The organism is Streptomyces sp. NPDC001493, from assembly GCF_053597235.1.
Genome location: NZ_JBSFHV010000036.1, coordinates 20808 through 41296, shown reverse-complemented (window position 1 = coordinate 41296; position 20489 = coordinate 20808). Strand labels below are relative to the sequence as shown.

The 20489-nt window shown below is 70.6% G+C and carries 17 protein-coding genes and 1 pseudogene; 12 read left to right on the top strand and 6 right to left on the bottom strand.

Going from position 1 to position 20489, the window contains the following annotated elements; genetic code table 11:
• Positions 1 to 367 precede the first annotated feature (367 nt).
• Positions 368 to 454 (top strand): annotated as a pseudogene (locus tag ACWCWD_RS33775) (glutamine synthetase); the annotation flags it as partial.
• A 134-nt stretch (positions 455 to 588) separates the two neighbouring features.
• On the opposite strand, the gene ACWCWD_RS33770 reads toward ACWCWD_RS33775, so the two are convergent.
• From ACWCWD_RS33770 to ACWCWD_RS33760, 3 genes are all read right to left on the bottom strand, one after another.
• Positions 589 to 1032 (bottom strand): pentapeptide repeat-containing protein, encoded by a 444-nt coding sequence (locus ACWCWD_RS33770; protein WP_450778927.1) that lies wholly within the window; start codon positions 1030 to 1032, stop codon positions 589 to 591.
• 437 nt (positions 1033 to 1469) lie between these two features.
• Positions 1470 to 1610, bottom strand: a complete 141-nt coding sequence (locus ACWCWD_RS33765; protein WP_450778925.1) for a hypothetical protein — start codon at positions 1608 to 1610, stop codon at positions 1470 to 1472.
• 15 nt (positions 1611 to 1625) lie between these two features.
• A complete protein-coding gene (locus ACWCWD_RS33760) occupies positions 1626 to 2033 on the bottom strand; it encodes a hypothetical protein (RefSeq protein ID WP_450778923.1) in 408 nt (135 codons plus the stop codon).
• On the opposite strand from ACWCWD_RS33760, the gene ACWCWD_RS33755 reads away from it, so the two are divergent.
• On the top strand, positions 2023 to 2169 hold the full coding sequence (locus tag ACWCWD_RS33755; protein WP_450778921.1) for a hypothetical protein: 147 nt from the start codon (positions 2023 to 2025) through the stop codon (positions 2167 to 2169). The two genes, ACWCWD_RS33760 and ACWCWD_RS33755, sit on opposite strands and share 11 nt — an antisense overlap.
• Positions 2170 to 2424: 255 nt before the next feature.
• Positions 2425 to 2793: a YrdB family protein gene (locus ACWCWD_RS33750; RefSeq protein WP_450778919.1), complete on the top strand. Its 369-nt coding sequence runs from the start codon at positions 2425 to 2427 to the stop codon at positions 2791 to 2793.
• Between the two features lie 17 nt (positions 2794 to 2810).
• Here the strand turns inward: ACWCWD_RS33750 and ACWCWD_RS33745 are convergent, their stop codons facing one another.
• Positions 2811 to 3401 carry an acyl-CoA-like ligand-binding transcription factor gene (locus tag ACWCWD_RS33745; RefSeq protein ID WP_450778917.1) on the bottom strand — a complete coding sequence of 197 codons (591 nt, stop codon included), beginning with the start codon at positions 3399 to 3401 and terminating at the stop codon, positions 2811 to 2813.
• A gap of 355 nt (positions 3402 to 3756) precedes the next feature.
• On the opposite strand from ACWCWD_RS33745, the gene ACWCWD_RS33740 reads away from it, so the two are divergent.
• From ACWCWD_RS33740 to ACWCWD_RS33730, 3 genes are all read left to right on the top strand, one after another.
• Entirely contained in the window at positions 3757 to 5256 is a 1500-nt protein-coding gene (locus tag ACWCWD_RS33740; RefSeq protein ID WP_450778975.1) for an MDR family MFS transporter, read from the top strand.
• A 293-nt stretch (positions 5257 to 5549) separates the two neighbouring features.
• Positions 5550 to 6377, top strand: a complete 828-nt coding sequence (locus ACWCWD_RS33735) for a putative protein N(5)-glutamine methyltransferase (RefSeq protein WP_450778915.1) — start codon at positions 5550 to 5552, stop codon at positions 6375 to 6377.
• Positions 6378 to 6516: 139 nt separating this feature from the next.
• Entirely contained in the window at positions 6517 to 9516 is a 3000-nt protein-coding gene (locus ACWCWD_RS33730) for a bifunctional [glutamine synthetase] adenylyltransferase/[glutamine synthetase]-adenylyl-L-tyrosine phosphorylase (protein WP_450778913.1), read from the top strand.
• A gap of 34 nt (positions 9517 to 9550) precedes the next feature.
• On the opposite strand, the gene ACWCWD_RS33725 is transcribed toward ACWCWD_RS33730, so the two are convergent.
• Both ACWCWD_RS33725 and ACWCWD_RS33720 read right to left on the bottom strand, forming a co-directional pair.
• Positions 9551 to 10585, bottom strand: a complete 1035-nt coding sequence (locus ACWCWD_RS33725) for a phosphatase PAP2 family protein (RefSeq protein ID WP_450778911.1) — start codon at positions 10583 to 10585, stop codon at positions 9551 to 9553.
• Positions 10586 to 10694: 109 nt separating this feature from the next.
• Positions 10695 to 11717 (bottom strand): LacI family DNA-binding transcriptional regulator, encoded by a 1023-nt coding sequence (locus ACWCWD_RS33720; RefSeq protein WP_450778909.1) that lies wholly within the window; start codon positions 11715 to 11717, stop codon positions 10695 to 10697.
• Between the two features lie 372 nt (positions 11718 to 12089).
• Between ACWCWD_RS33720 and ACWCWD_RS33715 the strand changes: the two genes are divergently transcribed.
• The 6 genes from ACWCWD_RS33715 (at position 12090) to ACWCWD_RS33690 (ending at position 20384) form a co-directional block, all read left to right on the top strand.
• Positions 12090 to 13364: an extracellular solute-binding protein gene (locus ACWCWD_RS33715; RefSeq protein ID WP_450778907.1), complete on the top strand. Its 1275-nt coding sequence runs from the start codon at positions 12090 to 12092 to the stop codon at positions 13362 to 13364.
• 19 nt (positions 13365 to 13383) lie between these two features.
• Positions 13384 to 14397: a carbohydrate ABC transporter permease gene (locus ACWCWD_RS33710; protein WP_450778905.1), complete on the top strand. Its 1014-nt coding sequence runs from the start codon at positions 13384 to 13386 to the stop codon at positions 14395 to 14397.
• A complete protein-coding gene (locus tag ACWCWD_RS33705) occupies positions 14391 to 15269 on the top strand; it encodes a sugar ABC transporter permease (RefSeq protein ID WP_450778973.1) in 879 nt (292 codons plus the stop codon). The genes ACWCWD_RS33710 and ACWCWD_RS33705 overlap by 7 nt, the downstream gene beginning before the upstream one ends.
• Positions 15270 to 15410: 141 nt before the next feature.
• On the top strand, positions 15411 to 17087 hold the full coding sequence (locus ACWCWD_RS33700; protein ID WP_450778903.1) for a glycoside hydrolase family 13 protein: 1677 nt from the start codon (positions 15411 to 15413) through the stop codon (positions 17085 to 17087).
• On the top strand, positions 17072 to 18148 hold the full coding sequence (locus ACWCWD_RS33695) for a LacI family DNA-binding transcriptional regulator (RefSeq protein WP_450778901.1): 1077 nt from the start codon (positions 17072 to 17074) through the stop codon (positions 18146 to 18148). The genes ACWCWD_RS33700 and ACWCWD_RS33695 overlap by 16 nt, the downstream gene beginning before the upstream one ends.
• 502 nt (positions 18149 to 18650) lie before the next feature.
• A complete protein-coding gene (locus tag ACWCWD_RS33690) occupies positions 18651 to 20384 on the top strand; it encodes a carbohydrate-binding module family 20 domain-containing protein (RefSeq protein WP_450778899.1) in 1734 nt (577 codons plus the stop codon).
• Positions 20385 to 20489: the final 105 nt, after the last annotated feature.

The window sequence follows — 20489 nt, the reverse complement described above, 5'->3', positions numbered from 1 at the left end:
GGTATGCGCACGATTCGCTGCGCGCTCCGATTGTAGTCTGAGTACCTTGGCCACCTACCTGCTACGGCGTGGCAAAAAGCCGCTCATTGTGACCGATGAGGATGTGACCAGCCCATCGGGTCGCGAGTGTGGCGGCACACGGGCGTAGTGAACTGACCACTTGCGTCGTGTTCGTCGCAACTCACCTGGTGAGAGATCCTGTCGAACGTGGCCTAGTCGACCTCATCTGTGACGCTGCGAACTGGGCCGTCCCTGGGCCGTCTGGGGTCGGCCAGGGTAGACCAGTAACGACTAGTGACGCCTTGGTTTGCGCAGGCCGACGACTAGCTTCCGGGTGCCTCTGCAGGTGAGGCCGTCATGGCTTAACTTCCTCCGCAACAAGAAGCGCGAGTGGGAGGAGTACCGCAGCGAGGTCACCGCGTTCGAGCGGAAGGCGCTGCTGCCGGTGCTGTAGGAGCTGGGCTGGTCGAAGGTGTAGGCAGTACGACGACGCGGGCGGGTCGCGGTCCATTTCGGACGTGGCCCGCCCGTTGTCGTGACCAGCGTGGCCTTCGTGGCCGGCGTCATCGGCGTGCCGACGGGCGGGCCTTATCCGTGACCGCCGTTCCCGTCGCGCCCGGTGGGCCACCCGATGACGTCTTCCGCCCGGACATCGCGCAGCGCCGCTCCCTCGAACCGGGCGCCCGTGACGTTCGTCAGCCCGTGCGGGGGCGCACCCGTGTTCACGCTGCCGAACCTGGCGTCGGTCAGGTCGGTGTCGCGCAGGTCGGCACCCCGTAGATCACATCCAGCCAGGCTGACCCCGCGCAGTGAAGCCCCCCGCAGGTCCGCGTCGGTGAAGTCGCAGAACTTGAACGAGCATCCGTCCAGGTCGGCGTGGCGCAGATCGGTGCCTCTGAACGAGCAGCCGGTGAAACGCAGTTGCGAGGTGCGGGCCGAAGCGAGGTTCTGGCCGGCGAAGTCCTCGCGGCGCACGGACGCGTAGCGGTGGAGTGCGGCAAGTCGTTGTCTCGCGGTCGGTGCCGTGGTCATGTGCGCCAGGGTGTCAGCCGGGGCGGTGGCCGTCGCCCGGATTTCCGGCAGTGAGGTGTCCGTCGGCCGGCTGTTTCCCCGGCACCTGTACTCGCTCTGGCCGTCGGTGCGCTCGCGGGTACGCGCTCACGAAACCTTGTTTCACAAGATCCTCATATAATCCTCGCGATCTCCTCTAGTCTGGCCTCCGCAGTGGCGCGCGCGTCGTTCTCCGGCGCGCAACCAGGTCGGCATGCGCCGACGCATGGTCCTCGCCGGCTGCCGAGAACGAGAACCCAGGGGGGTGGCATGTCTCTTCGGTATGCGCCGAGATCGTCAGGATCGAACGGTGCCCAGGGCATGGGGAACAACATGAGGAAGGGCCGCCGGACCTACGGGGGCCTGGTGGTCGGGCTGGTGGCCCTCGCCGTGAGTCTCGCGGGGTGCTCGGACGGGGATCAGGACTCGGCTTCGGCGTCGGTGAGTACGCTCCCGACGGCTTCGGCCCCCGCGTCCCCGAGCGCGTCCGCTTCGGAGTCGCCGACCGCCACGGCTTCGCCGTCGCCGTCCGCGACTCCCTCCGAGAAGCCGGTCGTCAAGGCGGCGGTGGGCAGTTACGGCGGATGGAACCTCGCCCAGGCGGTGACGGACGCCCGCGCCCACCATGTCGCTTCGGTGACGTACTCCGACGCGAGCGAACTGCACCGTTCCGTGGTGCACACCTCCAACTGGAAGGTGTGCTCGCAGAGTCCGTCCGCGGGCACGTACAGCACGTCCACGAAGGTCGCCTTCAAGATCGTGGGCGTGAGCGAGTCCTGCTCGAACCCGCCCAGCGCCTCGTCGTCCAGCGGATCGTCCAGCGGATCGTCCAGCAGCTCGTCCGGCGGTTCGTCCGGCAGCACGTCCACCAGTGGCGGGTCCTCCTCGTCCGGCGGCGGTAGCAGCAGTTCGGGCGGGAGCACGACGACCGGTGGCAGCTCGACGACCGGCGGCAGCGCGACCAAGACGCAGGTGTGCAGCATCCGCTCCAACGCGGGCAACTGCTACCGCGCCGGACAGTTCTGCCGGAGCACCGACGTGGGGGCGACCACCACGGACGAGGCCGGGCGGGCGATCACGTGCAGCCTCTCGTCCGGCAGGAACCGCTGGCACTACTGAGGCGCCGCCCGTAGTTCGGCGTCGGCGCTGTCGAGGCCGGTGCGTGCCTCCGCTCGATCCGGAACGGCCGGGTCGAGCGGAGGTCGTCCTCCGTGAACGGATGCCCGCTCTCCGTGAACGCCCGGGCGTCGGGGGCCGTCCCGTCAGAGCGAAGACGGCGAGCGTTTACGGGATGTCGGGTTCCCCGCCAGGCAACCCCGTGCCCGGCCGAGGAGTCCTACTTCCGACGCGCCCCTCTCCGCCGGAAGGCCCCCGATGAGACTCCCCGCCCCCGTGCGCACGGTCAACGAGTTGCTGGCCTTCATCGTCGAGGTCGTCGGGATCGTCGCCTTCGCCCGCTGGGGATGGCACGCCTCCGGAAACACGGTGCTGCGGATCGTTCTCGCCGTGGGGCTTCCGGCGGTGGCGGCGGTCGTCTGGGGGATGTTCGCCTCGCCCAAGGCGCGGTTCACGCTACCGGTCGCAGGGGTCGTAGCGGTCAAGATGCTGGTCTTCGTGTGCGCGGTGGCCGCCCTGTACGACCTCGACGGGTCCAAGTCGGCCCTGTCGTACGCCGCCGTGGTGGCGGCCAACACCGCGCTGCTGACCATGGACCGGCGCGCCCGTGCCCGGCAGGGCGCCTGACCGGGCGGGTCCGGCCTTCACTCGAAGCTGCGCCCCATCTCCTCCAGGACCTCCGCGATCAGCTCGGACGGCTCGCGGTCCGGGGCCTCCTCGATCCAGGTGCGCATCGCGATCCGCAGGGACGAGAGGAAGCCCGCCGCCAGGATCAGGGGGCGTACCGGCCGGGCCGTGGGGCCGGGGCGGCCGGCGACGGCTTCGGCGAGGTCGCGTTCGAGTGCCGCGTGGTTGGCCAACTGACGTGCCAGCAGCGAGGGGTGGCGCAGGGCGAGACGGGTGTGGACGGCCCATTCGCGGTTCAGGGGCGGTCGCCGGTCCGTGAACTGGAGCATCGCGCCGCGCAGGGCGGTCCAGGCGGGCTCGGTGGCGGGGCGGTCGTGCACCAGGCGGACCAGCGCCCTTATCTGCCGTTCCTCCCCGTAGAGGAGGGCGTCCTCCTTGTTGGTGAAGTAGTTGGAGAAGGTTCTGCGCGAGATGCCGGCCGCGTCCGCGACCGCTTCCACCGTGACGTGGTCGAAGCCGTGCTCGACGGTCAGCCGCAGTGTGGCCTCGTGCACCGCCTGACGGGTGGCTTCCTTCTTGCGCTCCCGCAGTCCCACAGAGTTCTCCATCGGGCCATTGTCGCTTGGCCGTTGATTGTTGCGCATGCGGCAAGATTGCCCATGGTGCATGTATGGTGAAGTGTTCCTGTCATCTCGTTCCTGTCATCTCGTTCCTGTCATTCCGCGCGCGAGGCCGGGGTGTTGGGTGACTCGCTCCGCCGTGAGGCGTGTCGCCCTCCGGTGTGAGCCTTGAACTCCACTGCTGGACCGTGGAGTTCGTGGGGGAGTGCGCGCAACCCGGTCGCTCACCGCCGGGGCGTGCGGCCGTCGATGTTCGTTCAGCTCTCGGTTCGTCCATCTCCCTACGAAACTCCGGAGGTTGCGCGTGAGCGCAGAAACGGCCACGCCGACCGAAGCCGTGCCGATGACGCACCGCGAGGTGCTGCGGGCGCTGAGCGGTCTGCTTCTCGTGCTCTTCGTCGCCCTGACCAGCAGTACCGTCGTCTCGGTGGCGCTCCCGCAGATCATCGGAGCGCTCAACGGCACGCAGTCGCAGTACACGTGGGTGGTCACCGCCACCCTGCTGGCGTCCACCGCGTCCACCCCGATCTGGGGCAAACTCGCCGACCTCTTCAGCAAGAAGCTGCTGCTGCAGACGGCCATCTGCCTCTTCGTGATCTCCTCCGTCGCCTGCGGATTCGCCCAGTCCACCGGCCAGTTGATCGCCTTCCGGGTCATCCAGGGCCTGGGCATGGGTGCGGTGCAGGTGCTCGTCCAGGTGATCATCGGGGCGATGATCAGCCCCAAGGAGCGCGGCCGGTACAACGGTTACCTCGGCGGCGTCATGGCCGTCGCCACTGTCGGCGGCCCGCTGCTCGGCGGGTTCATCACCGACACCTCGTGGCTCGGCTGGCGTTGGTGCTTCTTCATCACCGTGCCCTTCACCCTGGTCGCCTTCGTGATGCTGGCCCGCACCCTGCACCTGGTGGAGAAGCGCCGTCCCGACGCCAAGGTCGACTACCTCGGCGCCTCCCTGATAGCCGCCGGCGTCAGCCTCCTGCTGCTCTGGGTCACCTTCGTCGGCGACGACTTCGACTGGATCTCCTGGCAGTCCGCCGCGATGGTCGCCGGCAGCCTGCTGATCCTCGGCGCGGCCGTCTTCGTGGAGGCGCGGGTCAAGGAGCCCGTCGTACCGCTCCACGTCGTCCGCCGCCGGGACCCCGCGCTCGCCATCGTCGCGAGCCTCTCCGTCGGCATGGCCATGTTCGGCGGTGCCGTCTTCCTCGGCCAGTACTTCCAGACCGGCCGCGGCTACTCGCCGATCCAGTCCGGACTGCTCACCATCCCGCTGATGTTCGGCGTGCTGCTCTCCTCCACGATCGCGGGCCGGCTCGTCTCCCGTACGGGCAAGGTCAAGCCGTTCATCCTCACCGGTGTCGTCGTCCTCACCCTCGGCTTCCTCGCACTGTCGACCATCGACCACACGACGAACCTGGTCTTCGTGGGGGCGGGCATGTTCGCGGTCGGCGCCGGGGTCGGCATGTCGATGCAGAACCTCGTGCTGGTCCTCCAGAACACCGTCCCGCTCAGGGAACTCGGCGCGGCCAGCGGTGCGATCACCTTCTTCCGGTCGCTCGGCGGCACCATGGGCGTCTCCGTGCTCGGTGCGGTGCTCGCCGCCCAGGTCACCACGAAGATCACGGACGGGCTGAAGAAGCTCGGCATCGATCCGGCCGCCTCCGCCTCCGGCGGCTCCACGCTCAACCTGAAGGCGATGCCGCCGCAGATCCAGGAAGTGGTCCGCGCCGCCTACGGAGACGCGACCGGACACATCTTCCTCATCGCCGCGTGCATCGCCGTCGTCGGTGTCCTGGCGGCGTCCTTCCTGACCCCGACGAAGCTCCGTGACAGCGTGGACCTCTGACGGAAGGCCCGGACTTCTCACGCGCCCGTGCCCGCACCCCGATCCGGTGCGGGCACGGGCGCGTCCGGCCCCCGGAGGCTGCGGTAGTGTGACCGGCACCCCCGCACAGGGGAACCGTCCCCGCACAGGGACACCGCCCCAACACCGGGGCACCGTCCCCGCACGGGGACCAGGACCGAGGAGGTGAGCCCCCATTACCGCTGCGTCAGGCTGGGTGCTCACCCCGTACGGTCGCGACGTCCACCGGACGTGAGCGAACGCGGAGCGCCCATCGGCTCCCGAAAGGCTCCGCCATGTCGGTACTTCCCCCTCCGCTCTCCCGCTCCACGATCGTCACCGCGCTCCGCTCCGCCGGCTGTGTCTTCGCCGAGGACGAAGCGGAACTGATCCTCTCCACCGCCGCGTCCCCGGCCGAGGCCGCCGCCATGGTCCGGCGCCGCGCCGAGGGGCTGCCCCTCGAACACGTCCTGGGCTGGGCCGGGTTCCACGGCCTGCGGGTCGCCGTCGACCCGGGCGTCTTCGTGCCCCGCCGCCGCAGCGAGTTCCTCGTCGACCAGGCCGCCGCCACCCTCGGGGACACCGGGCACGGGGCGGCGAACCGCGCCGCGCGGACCCCCGTCGTCGTCGACCTCTGCTGCGGCTCCGGCGCCCTCGGCGCCGCGCTCGCCCAGGTCCTCGGGCGGGTGGAACTGCACGCCTGCGACGTCGAACCGGCGGCGGTACGGTGCGCCCGCCGCAACCTCGACGGCATCGGCCGGGTCCACGAGGGCGACCTCTTCGCCGCGCTGCCCGACGGACTGCGCGGCCGGATCGACGTACTCCTCGCCAACGTCCCGTACGTCCCCACCGGCGACGTGGCCCTGCTGCCGGCCGAGGCCCGCGACCACGAACCGCTCGTCGCCCTCGACGGGGGCGACGACGGCCTGGACGTGATGCGCCGCGTGGTCGCCGCCGCCCCCGAGTGGCTCGCGCCCGGCGGCAGCCTCCTCACGGAGACCAGCGAACGCCAGGCGGACAACGCGCTCGCCACCGTCCGCGGCGGCGGTCTCGACGCACGGATCGCGACCTCCGACGAGCTCTGGGCCACCGTCGTCATCGGCACCAGGCCCCGGCGGCCGTGACGGCGACTGTGACGGCGGCCGTGACGGCGGCCGTGACGGTGACGGCGCCAGGACCCCCGCCCCCGGGACGAACTCCCCGGCACGGGGCTACGCTCGAACCCCCACCACACGCGGGGTACGCGGGGCAGGAGAGCACGGTATGACGACGCCGGTACCGGTTCCGGGGCGCAGGAGCAGCACGTTCAGCAGGCTCTTGCGCCACGGCTTCACGGACCCCTCGGGCGCGGAACGGCTGCTGCAGCTGCCCGCGCTCACGGCCGTACGGTCCGACCCGGTCCTCGTGGAGGCGCTCGGCGCCTCCGCCGACCCGGACCTGGCGCTGCGGGGCCTCGTACGGATCGTCGAGGCGCAGCCGGAGGACGAGCAGCGGCTGCTGCTCGACACCCTGGTGACCGCGAAACCGCTCCGGGACCGGCTGCTCGGCGTCCTCGGCGCCTCCGAGGCCCTCGGCGACCACCTCGCCCGCCACCCGGACGACTGGAAAGAGCTGGTCACCTACGAGGCGGCCGACCTGCACCCCGGGGTGCCCGAGTTCGAGCGCTGCCTCGCCGAGGCCACCGACCCCGACTCGCTGCGCGTCGGCTACCGCCGCTGCCTGCTGGCCATAGCGGCCAGGGACGTCTGCGGCACCACCGACCTCGCCCAGACCGCCGCCGAGCTGGCCGACCTCGCGACGGCCACCCTGCGGGCGGCGCTCGCCATCGCGCGGACCGCGGCCCCCGAGGACGCGGCGCTCTGCCGGCTCGCCGTCATCGCCATGGGCAAGTGCGGCGGCCACGAGCTGAACTACGTCTCCGACGTCGACGTGATCTTCGTCGGAGAACCGCTGGAAGCGGAGAACGAGACGGCGGCCATGCGGGCGGCCGGCCGGCTGGCCTCGCACATGATGCGGATCTGCTCCGACACCACCGTCGAGGGCACCATCTGGCCCGTCGACGCCAACCTCCGGCCCGAGGGCCGCAACGGCCCCCTGGTGCGCACCCTCTCCTCGCACCTCGCCTACTACCAGCGCTGGGCCAAGACCTGGGAGTTCCAGGCGCTGCTCAAGGCCCGCCCGGTGGCCGGCGACCCCGAGCTCGGCGCCGCGTACGTGGAGGCCGTCGCCCCCCTGGTGTGGCACGCCGCCGACCGGGAGAACTTCGTCCCGGACGTGCAGAAGATGCGCCGCCGGGTCGTCGACAACATCCCCGCCGACCGGGTCGACCGGGAGCTGAAGCTCGGCCCCGGCGGACTGCGCGACGTCGAGTTCGCCGTGCAGCTGCTCCAGCTGGTGCACGGCCGCAGCGACGCCTCCCTGCACAGCGGCACCACCCTGGAGGCGCTGCGGGCGCTCGCCGAGGGCGGTTACGTGGGCCGCGCGGACGCCGCCCAGCTCGACGACGCGTACCGCTTCCTGCGCCTCATGGAGCACCGCATCCAGCTCTACCGGCTGCGCCGCACCCACCTCGTCCCGGAGGCCGAGGCAGACCTGCGGCGCCTCGGCCGCTCGCTGGGACTGCGCACCGATCCGGTGACCGAGCTGAACCGGGCGTGGAAACGGCACGCCTCGGTCGTCCGCAAGCTGCACGAGAAGCTCTTCTACCGGCCGCTGCTGGACGCCGTCGCCCAGCTCGCGCCCGGCGAGAGCCGGCTCTCCGCCAAGGCGGCGGGCACCCGCCTCGAAGCCCTCGGGTACGCCGACCCGGCCGCCGCGCTCCGGCACCTGGAGGCCCTGTCGTCGGGGGTCTCCCGCAAGGCGGCGATCCAGCGGACGCTGCTGCCGGTGCTGCTCGGCTGGTTCGCCGACTCCGCCGACCCGGACGCCGGGCTCCTCGGCTTCCGCCAGGTCTCCGACGCGCTCGGCCGCACCCCCTGGTACCTGCGGCTGCTCCGCGACGAGGGCGCGGCGGCCGAGAACCTCGCCCGGGTGCTCTCCGCCGGGCGGCTCGCCCCGGACCTGCTGATGCGGGCGCCGGAGGCCGTCGCCATCCTCGGCGACCCCGGGGGCCTCGCCCCGCGCAGCCGGGAGAACCTGGACCAGGAGGTGCTGGCCGCCGTCGGCCGGGCGCCCGACGCGGAGTCCGCCGTCGCCGTCGTACGCGGCGTGCGCCGGCGCGAACTCTTCCGTACGACGGCGGCGGACCTCATCGGCAGTTACGGCACCGAGGAGAACCCCGCCGAGCCTGACCACGGCGCCCTCGCCGACCGGATCGGCTCCGCCGTCACCGACCTCAACGCCGCCACCCTGGCCGGCGCCCTGCGCGCCGCCGTCCGCGCGCAGTGGGGCGACACCCTGCCGACCCGGTTCGCCGTCATCGGCATGGGCCGCTTCGGCGGACATGAGCTCGGCTACGGCTCCGACGCCGATGTGCTCTTCGTGCACGCCCCCCGCGAGGGGGTGAGCGACGAGGAGGCCGCCCGCGCCGCCAACACGGTCATCGCCGAGATGCGCAGGCTCCTCCAGCTGCCCACCGCCGACCCGCCGCTGCTCATCGACGCCGATCTGCGGCCCGAGGGCAAGAGCGGGCCGATGGTCCGCTCCCTCAAGTCGTACGAGGCGTACTACCGTCGCTGGTCGCTCGTCTGGGAGAGCCAGGCCCTGCTGCGCGCCGAACCGGTGGCGGGCGACGAGGATCTCGGACGCGCCTTCATCGAGGTGATCGACCCGCTCCGCTACCCGGCGGAGGGGCTCGGTGACGACGCGGTGCGTGAGATCCGCCGGCTCAAGGCCCGGATGGAGTCCGAACGCCTGCCGCGCGGCGCCGACCCCACCCTCCACACCAAGCTCGGCCGGGGCGGCCTCAGCGACGTGGAGTGGACCGTGCAGCTGATGCAGATGCAGCACGGCTGGGCCGAGCCCGGTCTCCGTACGACCAGGACCCGCGAGGCGCTCGCCGCGGCCTGCGCGGCCGGCCTGATCCCGGCCGACGAGGCGAGCGTGCTGGATGAGGCGTGGGTGCTTGCCACCCGGGTCCGCAACGCCGTGATGCTGGTGCGTGGACGCCCGGGGGACACCTTCCCGTCCGCCCCCCGCGAGCTCGCCGCCGTCGGCCGCTACCTCGGGTACGAACCGGGTACCGCGGGAACCATGCTCGACGACTACCGGCGCATCACCCGCCGGGCACGCGCGGTGGTGGACGAGCGGTTCTACGGGGCGTGAGCGCGGGCGTCCGAGGAGTGCGGGCGCCCGGTGGTCACGAGCCCGAGCGCGGCGAAGCCTCGGGCACGGCGGGAGGGGCCACGGACGGACCGGGTACCGGCGCCGCGGCGCCGGCCTTCCCCGCCCGGTAGGAGGACCACCGCTCGGCCCGGCTCACCGCGCCCGCGCCCCGGGCCGTACCGAGCCCCACGAGCCGGGTCCGCAGGGGCGTCCGCGGCGGCTCGACCCGGCGCGGCAGGCGGTACGGGAGCGTGCCGTACACGAGGGACGCGACGGCGAAGCCGAAACTCAGGCAGACCACGCCGCCCACCGCGTCCAGCCAGAAGTGGTTGGCGGTCGCCACGATCACCGTGAGGGTGACGACCGGGTACAGCAGACCCAGCACGCGGACCCACGGCACCGAGGCGAGGGCGAAGATCGTCAGCCCGCACCAGAGCGACCAGCCGATGTGCATCGACGGCATCGCCGCGTACTGGTTCGACATGTTCTTGAGGTTGCCCGAGGCCATCGAGCCCCAGGTGTGGTGCACCAGCACCGTGTCGACGAAGGAGCCGCCGTTCATGAGGCGGGGTGGCGCCAGCGGGACCAGGTAGTAGCCGAGCAGCGCGACGCCCGTGGTCGCGAAGAGGACCAGTCTGGTCGCCGCGTAACGGCCCGGATGACGGCGGAACAGCCACACCAGTACCGCGATGGTGACGATGAAGTGCAGTGTCGCGTAGTAGTAGTTCATCGACACGATGAGCCATGTCACCGAGTTCACCGCGTGGTTGACGCTGTGTTCGAAGCCCGCGCCGAGCGAGTTCTCGAAGGACCAGACCCAGTCGGCGTTCCGCAGTGCGGCCGTCCGCTGTTCCGGGACGGCGTTGCGCACCAGCGAGTAGAGCCAGTAACTGACGCCGATCAGAAGGATTTCGAACCACAGGCGTGGCCGGCGCGGTGACCGCGTCGTCCGCAGCCGCGCCGTCAGGCCTTTCCTGCCGTGTTCGTCCGTGCTGTCCGTCTTGTCCTTGGTGGGTGACGGACAGGCCACCGACGGGCCTTCCTGTGTACTCACCTGAGAATCACCCATGGGCACAGAGTCTGCCAGATACGCCCCCCACCGCTCGATCATCCTCCGGTCGGGTTCCGGTCGCACGTCCTGCACCTCGCGGAGGAGGATGCCATCATCGGGAGAGGCGTCAGGAGGGGCCCGGCCCCGCCGCGGTCGACCCGCGGACGACGAGCTCGGGCATGAAGACGAACTCGCTGTGCGGGGCGGGCGTACCGCCGATCTCCTCCAGCAACGTCCGTACGGCGGCCTGGCCCATGGCGGTCACCGGCTGCCGGATGGTGGTCAGCGGCGGGTCCGTGAAGGCTATGAGCGGCGAATCGTCGTAACCGACCACCGAGAGGTCGCGCGGCACCTGCCGCGAGAGGCGGCGGGCCGCCCGGATCGCGCCCAGCGCCATCATGTCGCTCGCGCAGACGACCGCGGTGCAGCCGCGCTCCATCAGCGCCGTGGCCGCCGCCTGGCCGCCCTCCAGGGTGTACAGGGAGTGCTGCACCAGCTCCTCGACCTGCTCCTCGCTCAGACCGAGCTGCTCCCGCATCGTCGCGTGGAAGCCCTCGATCTTGCGGAGCACCGGCACGAAGCGCTTGGGGCCGACCGCGAGCCCGATCCGGGTGTGGCCGAGCGACACCAGATGCGTCACCGCCAGCCGCATCGCCGCCCGGTCGTCCGGCGAGATGAACGGCGCCTGGACCTTCGAGGAGAACCCGTTGACGAGTACGTACGGGACGCCCTGCGCCCGCAGCTGCTCGTAGCGCCCCATGTCGGCCGAGGTGTCGGCGTGCAGCCCGGAGACGAAGATGATGCCGGAGACGCCCCGGTCGACGAGCATCTCGGTGAGCTCGTCCTCGGTGGAACCGCCGGGGGTCTGGGTCGCCAGTACCGGGGTGTACCCCTGGCGGGTCAGCGCCTGGCCGATCACCTGGGCCAGCGCCGGGAAGATCGGGTTCTCCAGCTCCGGCGTGATCAGACCGACCAGCCCGGCGCTGCGCCGGCGCAGCCGGACGGGGCGCTCGTACCCGAGGACGTCGAGTGCCGCGAGGACGGATTCACGGGTGGCCGCCGCTACACCGGGTTTGCCGTTCAGGACCCGGCTGACCGTCGCTTCGCTGACCCCCGCCTGAGTTGCGATATCGGCAAGCCGTGCGGTCATGAAAGGGGACTGTACCGGGCGCCCCCCGGATTGCCCACAGGGCCCGGGTTCCAGCCGCTTCCGGTGCTTCCGGCGCGGATGTCGACGCCGCCGCGGGGCCGTCGCGGCAACATCTTGCAAGGTCTTGCGGTCACCTCTGCGCACCTTGCAGTCGGATCGTCACATCAACCCGACCCCGTGTGTGACCTGCGACAGCAGGGGTATGCAGTCCGCGTCAAGCATCACGACGGCAACCTTGAGGACACGCGCATGTAACGATCGCCGAGTCTTGCAGAAAAGTTCCGCAAGGTCTTTCGGACTTCTTTCATCCTTGTTACGTTCCTGGTCGACCCGGCGCCGCGACGGAGCGGTACGGCAGTTGAAGGAGTTCACATGCGACGTGGCATAACGGCCACCGTCCTGGTCGCGGCCCTGGCGCTCGCGGCGACCGCGTGCGGCAGCGACGACAAGTCCGGCAGCAGCAGCAAGAGCTCGGGCGAGCTCTCCGGCACCGTCACCTGGTGGGACACCTCCAGCGTCGGCAGTGAGGACAAGGTCTTCAAGAAGATCGCCGAAGGCTTCGAGAAGCTGCACCCCAAGGTCGACGTCAAGTACGTCAACGTGCCCTTCGGTGACGCGCAGAACAAGTTCAAGAACGCGGCCCAGGCCGGCACCGGTGCTCCCGACGTGATCCGCTCCGAGGTCGCCTGGACCCCGGACTTCGCGAACCTCGGCTACCTCGCCCCGCTGGACGGCACCCCGGCCCTCCGGGACCAGGGCGACTTCCTCAAGCAGGCCGTCGCGTCGACCAAGTACGACGGCAAGACGTACGCCGTGCCGCAGGTCATCGACTCCATGGGCATCTTCTACAACAAGGCCATGTTCGCGAAGGCCGGTGTCAAGGTCCCGACCACGATCGCCGAGCTGAAGACCGCCTCCGCCGCCATCAAGGAGAAGACCGGCAAGACCGGTCTCTACCTCCGTGGCGACGACGCGTACTACTTCCTCTCCTTCCTCTACGGCGAGGGCGGCGACCTGGTCGACGCCGGCAGCAAGACCGTGAAGATCGACGACCCGGAGGCCGTCAAGGCGTTCAAGGTCGTCAAGGACCTGGTCGACTCCGGTGCCGCGAAGACGGACGCCACGGACGGCTGGGACAACATGATGCAGTCGTTCAAGTCCGGCGACGTCGCCATGATGATCAACGGCCCGTGGGCCGTGGCCGACACGCTGACCGGCGACCAGTTCAAGGACGCCTCCAACCTCGGCATCACCAGCGTCCCGGCGGGCTCCGTCGCCCAGGGCGCCCCGCAGGGCGGTCACAACCTCGCGGTGTACGCGGGCTCGAAGAACCTCGACGCCTCCTACGCCTTCGTCGACTACATGACCTCCGTCGACGCCCAGGCCACGGCCGCCGGTGAGCTGAACCTGCTCCCGACCCGCACCTCGGCGTACGCCCGCAAGGAAGCCGTCGACAGCGAGATCGTCAACTTCTTCAAGCCGGTCGTCGAGACGTCGGTCGAGCGTCCGTGGATCCCCGAGGGCGGCAGCCTCTTCGCCCCGCTGGTGACCCAGTACACCGAGGTCCTCACCGGCCAGACCACTCCGGAGAAGGCCGCGAAGGACAGCGGCGACGCTTACCGCAAGCTCCTCAAGGGCTGGAAGTAACAGGAAGGTTGGCCGACTGATGGCTGTCCACACCAGCCAGTCGGTGGCAAAGGCCGCGGGCGACGACGTCGCCCGCGGCCGGAGCCGCGCTACTGGTACCCCGACGCCGGGCAAGCTCCGGCGCTCTCTGTCCACGCACTGGTACGCCTGGGTCATGGTGGCCCCGGTGGTGCTCGTCATCGGCGTGATCATCGGCTATCCGCTGGTCCGCGGCATCTGGTTGTCGCTGACCGACGCCAATGAGCGCAACGTGGCGCGTTCCATCGGCGTCAACGAGATCCCCGCGACCTACAAGTTCGTCGGCCTGGACAACTACAAGGACGCGCTCAGCGGCGGCGAGTTCATGTCCACGCTCGGCTGGACACTGGTGTGGACGATCGCCTGCGTGAGCATCACGTTCTGCCTCGGCATGGCGCTCGCCAACATCCTGAACCGGCGCATCGTCGGCCGCTCCGCCTACCGCATGGCCCTGATCCTTCCCTGGGCCGTGCCCGGTTTCGTTTCCGTCTTCGCCTGGCGCTTCCTCTTCAACGACGAGCGCGGCATCCTCAACGCGATGCTCGGCGGCGTCGGCATCGACGGCATCCCGTGGCTGAACGACCCCACCTGGGCGAAGTTCTCCGTGATCGCCGTCAACGTCTGGCTCGGCGTCCCCTTCATGATGGTCGCCCTGCTCGGCGGTCTGCAGTCCATACCCGCGGAGCAGTACGAAGCGGCCGAGATGGACGGCGCCACCGCCTGGCAGCGTTTCCGGCACATCACCGTGCCGGGCCTCGCTCCGGTCTCCACGACGGTGGTCCTGCTCTCCACGATCTGGACCTTCAACATGTTCCCGGTGATCTTCCTGCTCACGCGGGGCGGTCCCGGTGAGTCGACCCAGATCCTCGTCACCCAGGCGTACAAGTTCTCCTTCGAGATCAGCCCGCGCGACTACGCGCAGTCCTCCACGTGGGGCGTGCTGATCCTCGTCCTCCTCATGATCTTCGCCGCGGTCTACCGGCGAGTGCTCCGCAAGCAGGGAGATGCCTGGTGACCACCCTCACCCCCACCCACGGGCGGTCCGCACGCAAGCCGCGCCTGCGCGGTCAGCGCTCGCCGATCGCCTCCGTGGCGCTGCACGTCACGCTGATCATCGCTTCGGTGATCGCGGTCTTCCCGGTGCTCTGGGTCCTGCTGACCTCGCTGAAGCCGGCCAAGTACGCGACGACGACGGACTTCTTCAAGGAGACGACGTTCGTCAACTACACCAACCTGATCAAGGACACCGAGTTCGTCACCTGGTTCGGCAACTCGGTGCTGGTCGCGGGTCTCTCCACGGTCCTCGGCGTCTTCGTCTCCGCCACCACCGGATACGCGGTCAGCCGGTTCCGCTTCCCCGGCAAGCGCGGACTGATGTGGACCCTGCTGATCACGCAGATGTTCCCGGTCGCCGTGCTGATCGTGCCGATCTACAACATCATGGCGACCCTCGGGCTGCTCAACCAGCCCGCCGGCCTCGTGATCACCTACCTCACCATCTCGGTGCCGTTCTGCGCCTGGATGATGAAGGGCTTCTTCGACACGATCCCGCGCGAGATCGACGAGTCGGGACAGGTCGACGGCCTCACCCCGTTCGGCACGTTCTGGCGGCTCGTCCTGCCGCTGGCCAAGCCCGGCCTCGCGGTCACCGCGTTCTACTCCTTCATCACCGCCTGGGGCGAGGTCGCGTACGCCTCCGCGTTCATGGTCGGTGACGAGAACCTCACGCTCGCCGGCGGACTGCAGAAGTTCGTCAACCAGTACGGAGCCCAGTGGGGCCCCATGACCGCCGCGTCGGTCCTCATCGCCATCCCGGCGGCCCTGGTCTTCCTGTTCGCGCAGAAGCACCTGGTCACCGGAATGTCGGCCGGAGCAGTCAAGGGCTGACCGGAGGCGGCGTTCGACCCTGACCCGCGGACACCGCCGAACCGTCACCCACCCCCACGCGTCACCGCATTCGTCACGGCGGCGCCGGACCCCCCGACCGGGACCCGGCGCCGCTCCCCACCCAGACACCCCAGGGACGACATGACCCAGCACCTCGCTGCCCCCTCCACCGGCACGTCCGACGACGCCCCGGACAACCGCACCGGCTGGTGGCAGGATGCGGTGATCTACCAGGTCTATCCACGGAGCTTCGCCGACGGCAACGGCGACGGCATGGGCGATCTCGCGGGCGTCACCGCACGGCTCCCGTACCTCCGGGACCTCGGTGTCGACGCCGTCTGGCTGAGCCCCTTCTACGCCTCCCCCCAGGCCGACGCCGGTTACGACGTCGCCGACTACCGGGCCATCGACCCGATGTTCGGCAACCTCCTCGACGCCGACGCCCTCATCCGCGAGGCCCACGCCCTGGGTCTGCGCATCATCGTCGACCTGGTCCCCAACCACTCCTCCGACCAGCACGAGTGGTTCAAGCGCGCGCTGGCCGAGGGCCCCGGCTCCGCCCTGCGCGAGCGCTACCACTTCCGCGCCGGCAAGGGCGAGAACGGCGAACTCCCGCCGAACGACTGGGAGTCCATCTTCGGCGGCCCGGCGTGGACCCGGACCACGAACGCGGACGGCACCCCCGGCGAGTGGTACCTGCACCTCTTCGCTCCCGAGCAGCCCGACTTCAACTGGGAGCACCCGGCCGTCGCCGACGAGTTCCGCTCGATCCTGCGCTTCTGGCTCGACATGGGCGTCGACGGCTTCCGCGTCGACGTCGCGCACGGCCTGGTCAAGGCCGAGGGCCTGCCCGACCTCGGCTCGCACGACCAGCTCAAGCTGCTCGGCAACGACGTCATGCCGTTCTTCGACCAGGATGGCGTGCACGCCATCTACCGCAGCTGGCGCACCATCCTCGACGAGTACCCGGGCGAGCGCATCGCCGTCGCCGAGGCGTGGACCCCGACCGTCGAGCGCACCGCCAACTACGTGCGCCCCGACGAGATGCACCAGGCGTTCAACTTCCAGTACCTGTCGACCGACTGGGACGCCGCCGCGCTGCGTACCGTCATCGACTCCTCGCTCGCCGCGATGCGCCCGGTCGGCGCCCCCACCACCTGGGTGCTCTCCAACCACGACGTCACCCGGCACGCCACCCGCTTCGCCAACGAGCCGGGCCTGGGCACCCAGATCCGTACCGCCGGCGACCGGGAGATGGGCCTGCGCCGCGCCCGCGCCGCGACCCTGCTGATGCTGGCGCTGCCCGGCTCCGCCTACGTCTACCAGGGCGAGGAGCTCGGCCTGCCGGACGTCACCGACCTGCCCGACGAGGCCCGCCAGGACCCGTCGTTCTTCCGCGCCGACGGCCAGGACGGCTACCGCGACGGCTGCCGCGTCCCGATCCCGTGGACCCGCGAGGGCAGCAGCTACGGCTTCGGCGACGGCGGCAGCTGGCTCCCGCAGCCCGAGGGCTGGGGCGAGCTGTCCATCGAGGCGCAGACCGGCGTGGAGGGCTCCACCCTGGAGCTGTACCGCTCCGCCATCGCGGCCCGCCGCGACCTGCCGGGCCTCGGCGCCGGTACGGACGTGGAGTGGCTGGACGGCCCCGAGGGCGTCCTCTCCTTCGCCCGCCCCGGCTTCGTCTGCACCGTCAACACGACCGGCGCCCCGGTGCGGATCCCCGCGCCCGGCACGGTGCTGGTCTCCAGCGCCCCGGTCGCCGTCGAGGACGGCTCGGCCGAGGTTCCCGCCGACACCACGGTGTGGTGGACGGTGTGACCGTCCCCGCACCCCGGACGGGCTCGGCGCTGCGGCTCTCCGACATCGCCGGGCAGGCCGCGGTCAGCGAGGCCACCGTCAGCCGGGTGCTCAACGGCAAACCCGGCGTCGCCGACAGCACCCGGCAGCGGGTGCTGGCGGCGCTGGACATCCTCGGCTACGAACGTCCCGTCCGGCTGCGCCGGCGGAGCGCCGGGCTGATCGGGTTGATGACACCTGAACTCGTCAACCCGATCTTCCCGGCCTTCGCGCAGTCGGTCGAGCAGGTCCTGGCCGGGCACGGCTACACCCCGGTGCTCTGCACCCAGCTGCCGGGCGGCGCCACCGAGGACGAGCTCGTCGAACAGCTCGTCGAGCGGGGCGTCGACGGCATCGTGTTCCTGTCCGGGCTGCACGCGGACCTGTCGGCGGACCCGACGCGGTACGCCGAACTCTCCGAGCGCGGCGTCCCGTTCGTCCTGATCAACGGGTACAACGAGCGCATCAGCGCCCCGTTCGTCTCGCCGGACGACGCCGCCGCCGTACGGATGGCCGTCGGCCACCTCGCCGCCCTGGGACACCGCCGGATCGGCCTGGCGGTCGGGCCGCAGCGTTACGTGCCCTCCCGCCGCAAGCGGGACGGGTTCCTCGACGCGGCGGTCCGCACCCTGGGGATGACCCGGGACGAGGCCGAACTCCTGGTCTGCTCAACGCTGTTCGGCGTGGAGGGCGGCCAGGTGGCGGCCGGTGCGCTGCTCGACCAGGGGTGCACGGGCATCGTCTGCGGCAGCGACCTGATGGCGCTGGGCGTGGTGCGCGCGGCCCGGGGGAGGGGCCTGGAGGTCCCGCGGGACGTCTCCGTGGTCGGCTTCGACGACTCGCAGCTGATCGCCTTCACCGACCCGCCGCTGACCACCGTGCGCCAGCCGGTGCAGGCGATGGCCGCCGCCGCGGTGGGGGCGCTGCTGGAGGAGATCGCCGGAAGCCCCGTGCAGCGCACGGAGTACGTGTTCCAGCCGGAGCTGGTCGTACGCGGTTCGACCGCGGCGCTGCGCTCGGCTCGGGCGGTACGGGGGGCATGAACGGGCGGCACGCGGCCGGAGGGGGGTCGCGTGCCGCACGGGGGCTCTGTGCCCCCGGTACGAAAGTACGAAGGTACGGCGCGGTGCGGACCCGGTGCGGGTCCTGCGGACGCCGAGGAGAGGCACCGGGAATCGGCCCAGGATTGGGCCGGCGGGGAGTGTGACTCCCGGCGCCTCTCATCCGCGTCGACCGGCCCGGCCGGCCGGGCGCGTGGGGCCCTGCGCCGGAGCGCGGACCCCCGGCCGGCCGGACCGGAGTCACCAAGAACGTAACAGGCTCGCAATATCTTGCGTAAGTCCTTGCAGGCAGAAAAATGCAGCGTTTCGCGGATGTGAGCGGGTCATGTCCAAAGGGTTGACCCCGGCCTGACGGGCTCGTACGGTCTGCGCTGCGACTGGGTTTCCAGTCTTGCTGCAAGAACATTCAAAGCCTTCCGGCACGGCGCGTTGTCACGTGAGGCTGCTCGGTCACCCGCGTTTCCCCCACAGCAGGAGGAAGAACATGGCACGCAGACCGCTGTCCGCCGCTCTCGCCCTCGCGGCCGGAGTCGCCGCGCTGGTCGTCCCCGCAGGCGTCGGAGCCGGTACCGCCCAGGCGGCCGCGCCGGGTACCAAGGACGTCACCGCCGTCCTGTTCGAGTGGAAGTTCGCCTCCGTGGCGCAGGCGTGCACCAGCACCCTCGGCCCGGCGGGCTACGGCTTCGTCCAGGTCTCCCCGCCCATGGAGCACATCCAGGGCAGCCAGTGGTGGACCTCCTACCAGCCGGTCAGCTACAAGATCGCCGGCCGGCTCGGCGACCGGACCGCCTTCGCGAACATGGTCACCACCTGCCACAACGCCGGAGTGAAGGTCGTCGCCGACACCGTCATCAACCACATGTCGGCGGGCTCGGGCACCGGCACCGGCGGGTCCTCGTACACGAAGTACGACTACCCGGGCGTCTACTCGGTCAACGACATGAACGACTGCCAGTCGCAGATCAGCAACTACAGCGACCGCGCCAACGTCCAGAACTGCGAACTCGTGGGCCTCGCCGACCTGGACACCGGCGAGGAGTACGTGCGCGGCAAGATAGCCGGGTACATGAACGACCTGCTCTCCCTCGGCGTCGACGGGTTCCGGATCGACGCGGCCAAGCACATGCCGGCCGCCGACCTCGCCAACATCAAGTCCCGGCTGACCAACCCGAACGCGTACTGGAAGCAGGAGGCCATCTACGGAGCGGGCGAGGCCGTCCAGCCCTCCGAGTACACCGGCAACGGCGACGTCCAGGAGTTCCGCTACGCCCGCGGCCTCAAGCAGGTCTTCCTCAGCGAGAACCTCGCCTACCTGAAGAACTACGGCGAGGGCTGGGGCTTCATGCCGTCGGCCCAGTCGGCGGTCTTCGTCGACAACCACGACACCGAGCGCGGCGGCGACACCCTCAACTACAAGGCGGGCGCCTCCTACACGCTGGCCAACGTCTTCATGCTCGCCTACCCGTACGGCTCCCCGGACGTGCACTCCGGCTACGAGTTCAGCGACGTCGACGCCGGACCGCCCAACGGCGGCCAGGTGAACGCCTGTTACACCGACGGCTGGAAGTGCCAGCACGCCTGGCCGCAGATCTCCTCCATGGTCGCCTTCCGCAACACCGCCCGCGGCGAGGCCGTCACCAACTGGTGGGACAACGGCGCCGACCAGATCGCCTTCGGCCGCGGCGCCAAGGCGTACGTCGCGATCAACCACGAGTCCTCCTCGCTGACCCGGACCTTCCAGACCGGGCTGCCCGCCGGCTCCTACTGCGACGTGCAGACCGGCAACGCCGTGACGGTCAACTCCTCCGGGCAGTTCACCGCCACCCTCGGCGCCGACACCGCCCTCGCCCTGCACGTCAACGCCCGCACCTGCACCGGCACGAGCACCGGGAACGGCACGGACACGGGCACCGGCACCACCGCCTCCGGGGCCACCTTCGGCGTCAACGCCACCACCACGACCGGCCAGAACATCTACGTCACCGGCAACCAGTCGGCCCTCGGCAACTGGGACCCGAACAGCGCCCTGAAGCTCGACCCGGCCACGTACCCCGTCTGGAAGCTCGACGTGTCCCTGCCCGCGGGAACCTCCTTCGAGTACAAGTACCTCCGCAAGGACGCCGCCGGGAACGTCACCTGGGAGAGCGGTGCCAACCGCACCGCCACCGTGCCCGCCACCGGAAAGACCACGCTGACCAGCGACGTCTGGCGCAGCTGAACGACCAGGGGCGGGCCGGGGGTGCGTACGGACGCCTCCCGGCCCGCCCCTTTCCGTGCCGCCCCCGCCGGGCCGGCCGTACCACCCCACCCACCGTCCGAGGAG

What these genes read in the sequence shown, in the direction of transcription:
- ACWCWD_RS33770 (WP_450778927.1), bottom strand. Translation starts at nt 1,032, where the DNA reads ATGACCACGGCACCGACCGCGAGACAACGACTTGCCGCACTCCACCGC.
- ACWCWD_RS33760 (WP_450778923.1), bottom strand. Translation starts at nt 2,033, where the DNA reads ATGCTGCACACCTGCGTCTTGGTCGCGCTGCCGCCGGTCGTCGAGCTG.
- ACWCWD_RS33750 (WP_450778919.1), top strand. Translation starts at nt 2,425, where the DNA reads ATGAGACTCCCCGCCCCCGTGCGCACGGTCAACGAGTTGCTGGCCTTC.
- ACWCWD_RS33745 (WP_450778917.1), bottom strand. Translation starts at nt 3,401, where the DNA reads ATGGAGAACTCTGTGGGACTGCGGGAGCGCAAGAAGGAAGCCACCCGT.
- ACWCWD_RS33740 (WP_450778975.1), top strand. Translation starts at nt 3,757, where the DNA reads ATGACGCACCGCGAGGTGCTGCGGGCGCTGAGCGGTCTGCTTCTCGTG.
- ACWCWD_RS33735 (WP_450778915.1), top strand. Translation starts at nt 5,550, where the DNA reads ATGTCGGTACTTCCCCCTCCGCTCTCCCGCTCCACGATCGTCACCGCG.
- ACWCWD_RS33730 (WP_450778913.1), top strand. Translation starts at nt 6,517, where the DNA reads ATGACGACGCCGGTACCGGTTCCGGGGCGCAGGAGCAGCACGTTCAGC.
- ACWCWD_RS33725 (WP_450778911.1), bottom strand. Translation starts at nt 10,585, where the DNA reads ATGGGTGATTCTCAGGTGAGTACACAGGAAGGCCCGTCGGTGGCCTGT.
- ACWCWD_RS33720 (WP_450778909.1), bottom strand. Translation starts at nt 11,717, where the DNA reads ATGACCGCACGGCTTGCCGATATCGCAACTCAGGCGGGGGTCAGCGAA.
- ACWCWD_RS33715 (WP_450778907.1), top strand. Translation starts at nt 12,090, where the DNA reads ATGCGACGTGGCATAACGGCCACCGTCCTGGTCGCGGCCCTGGCGCTC.
- ACWCWD_RS33710 (WP_450778905.1), top strand. Translation starts at nt 13,384, where the DNA reads ATGGCTGTCCACACCAGCCAGTCGGTGGCAAAGGCCGCGGGCGACGAC.
- ACWCWD_RS33700 (WP_450778903.1), top strand. Translation starts at nt 15,411, where the DNA reads ATGACCCAGCACCTCGCTGCCCCCTCCACCGGCACGTCCGACGACGCC.
- ACWCWD_RS33690 (WP_450778899.1), top strand. Translation starts at nt 18,651, where the DNA reads ATGGCACGCAGACCGCTGTCCGCCGCTCTCGCCCTCGCGGCCGGAGTC.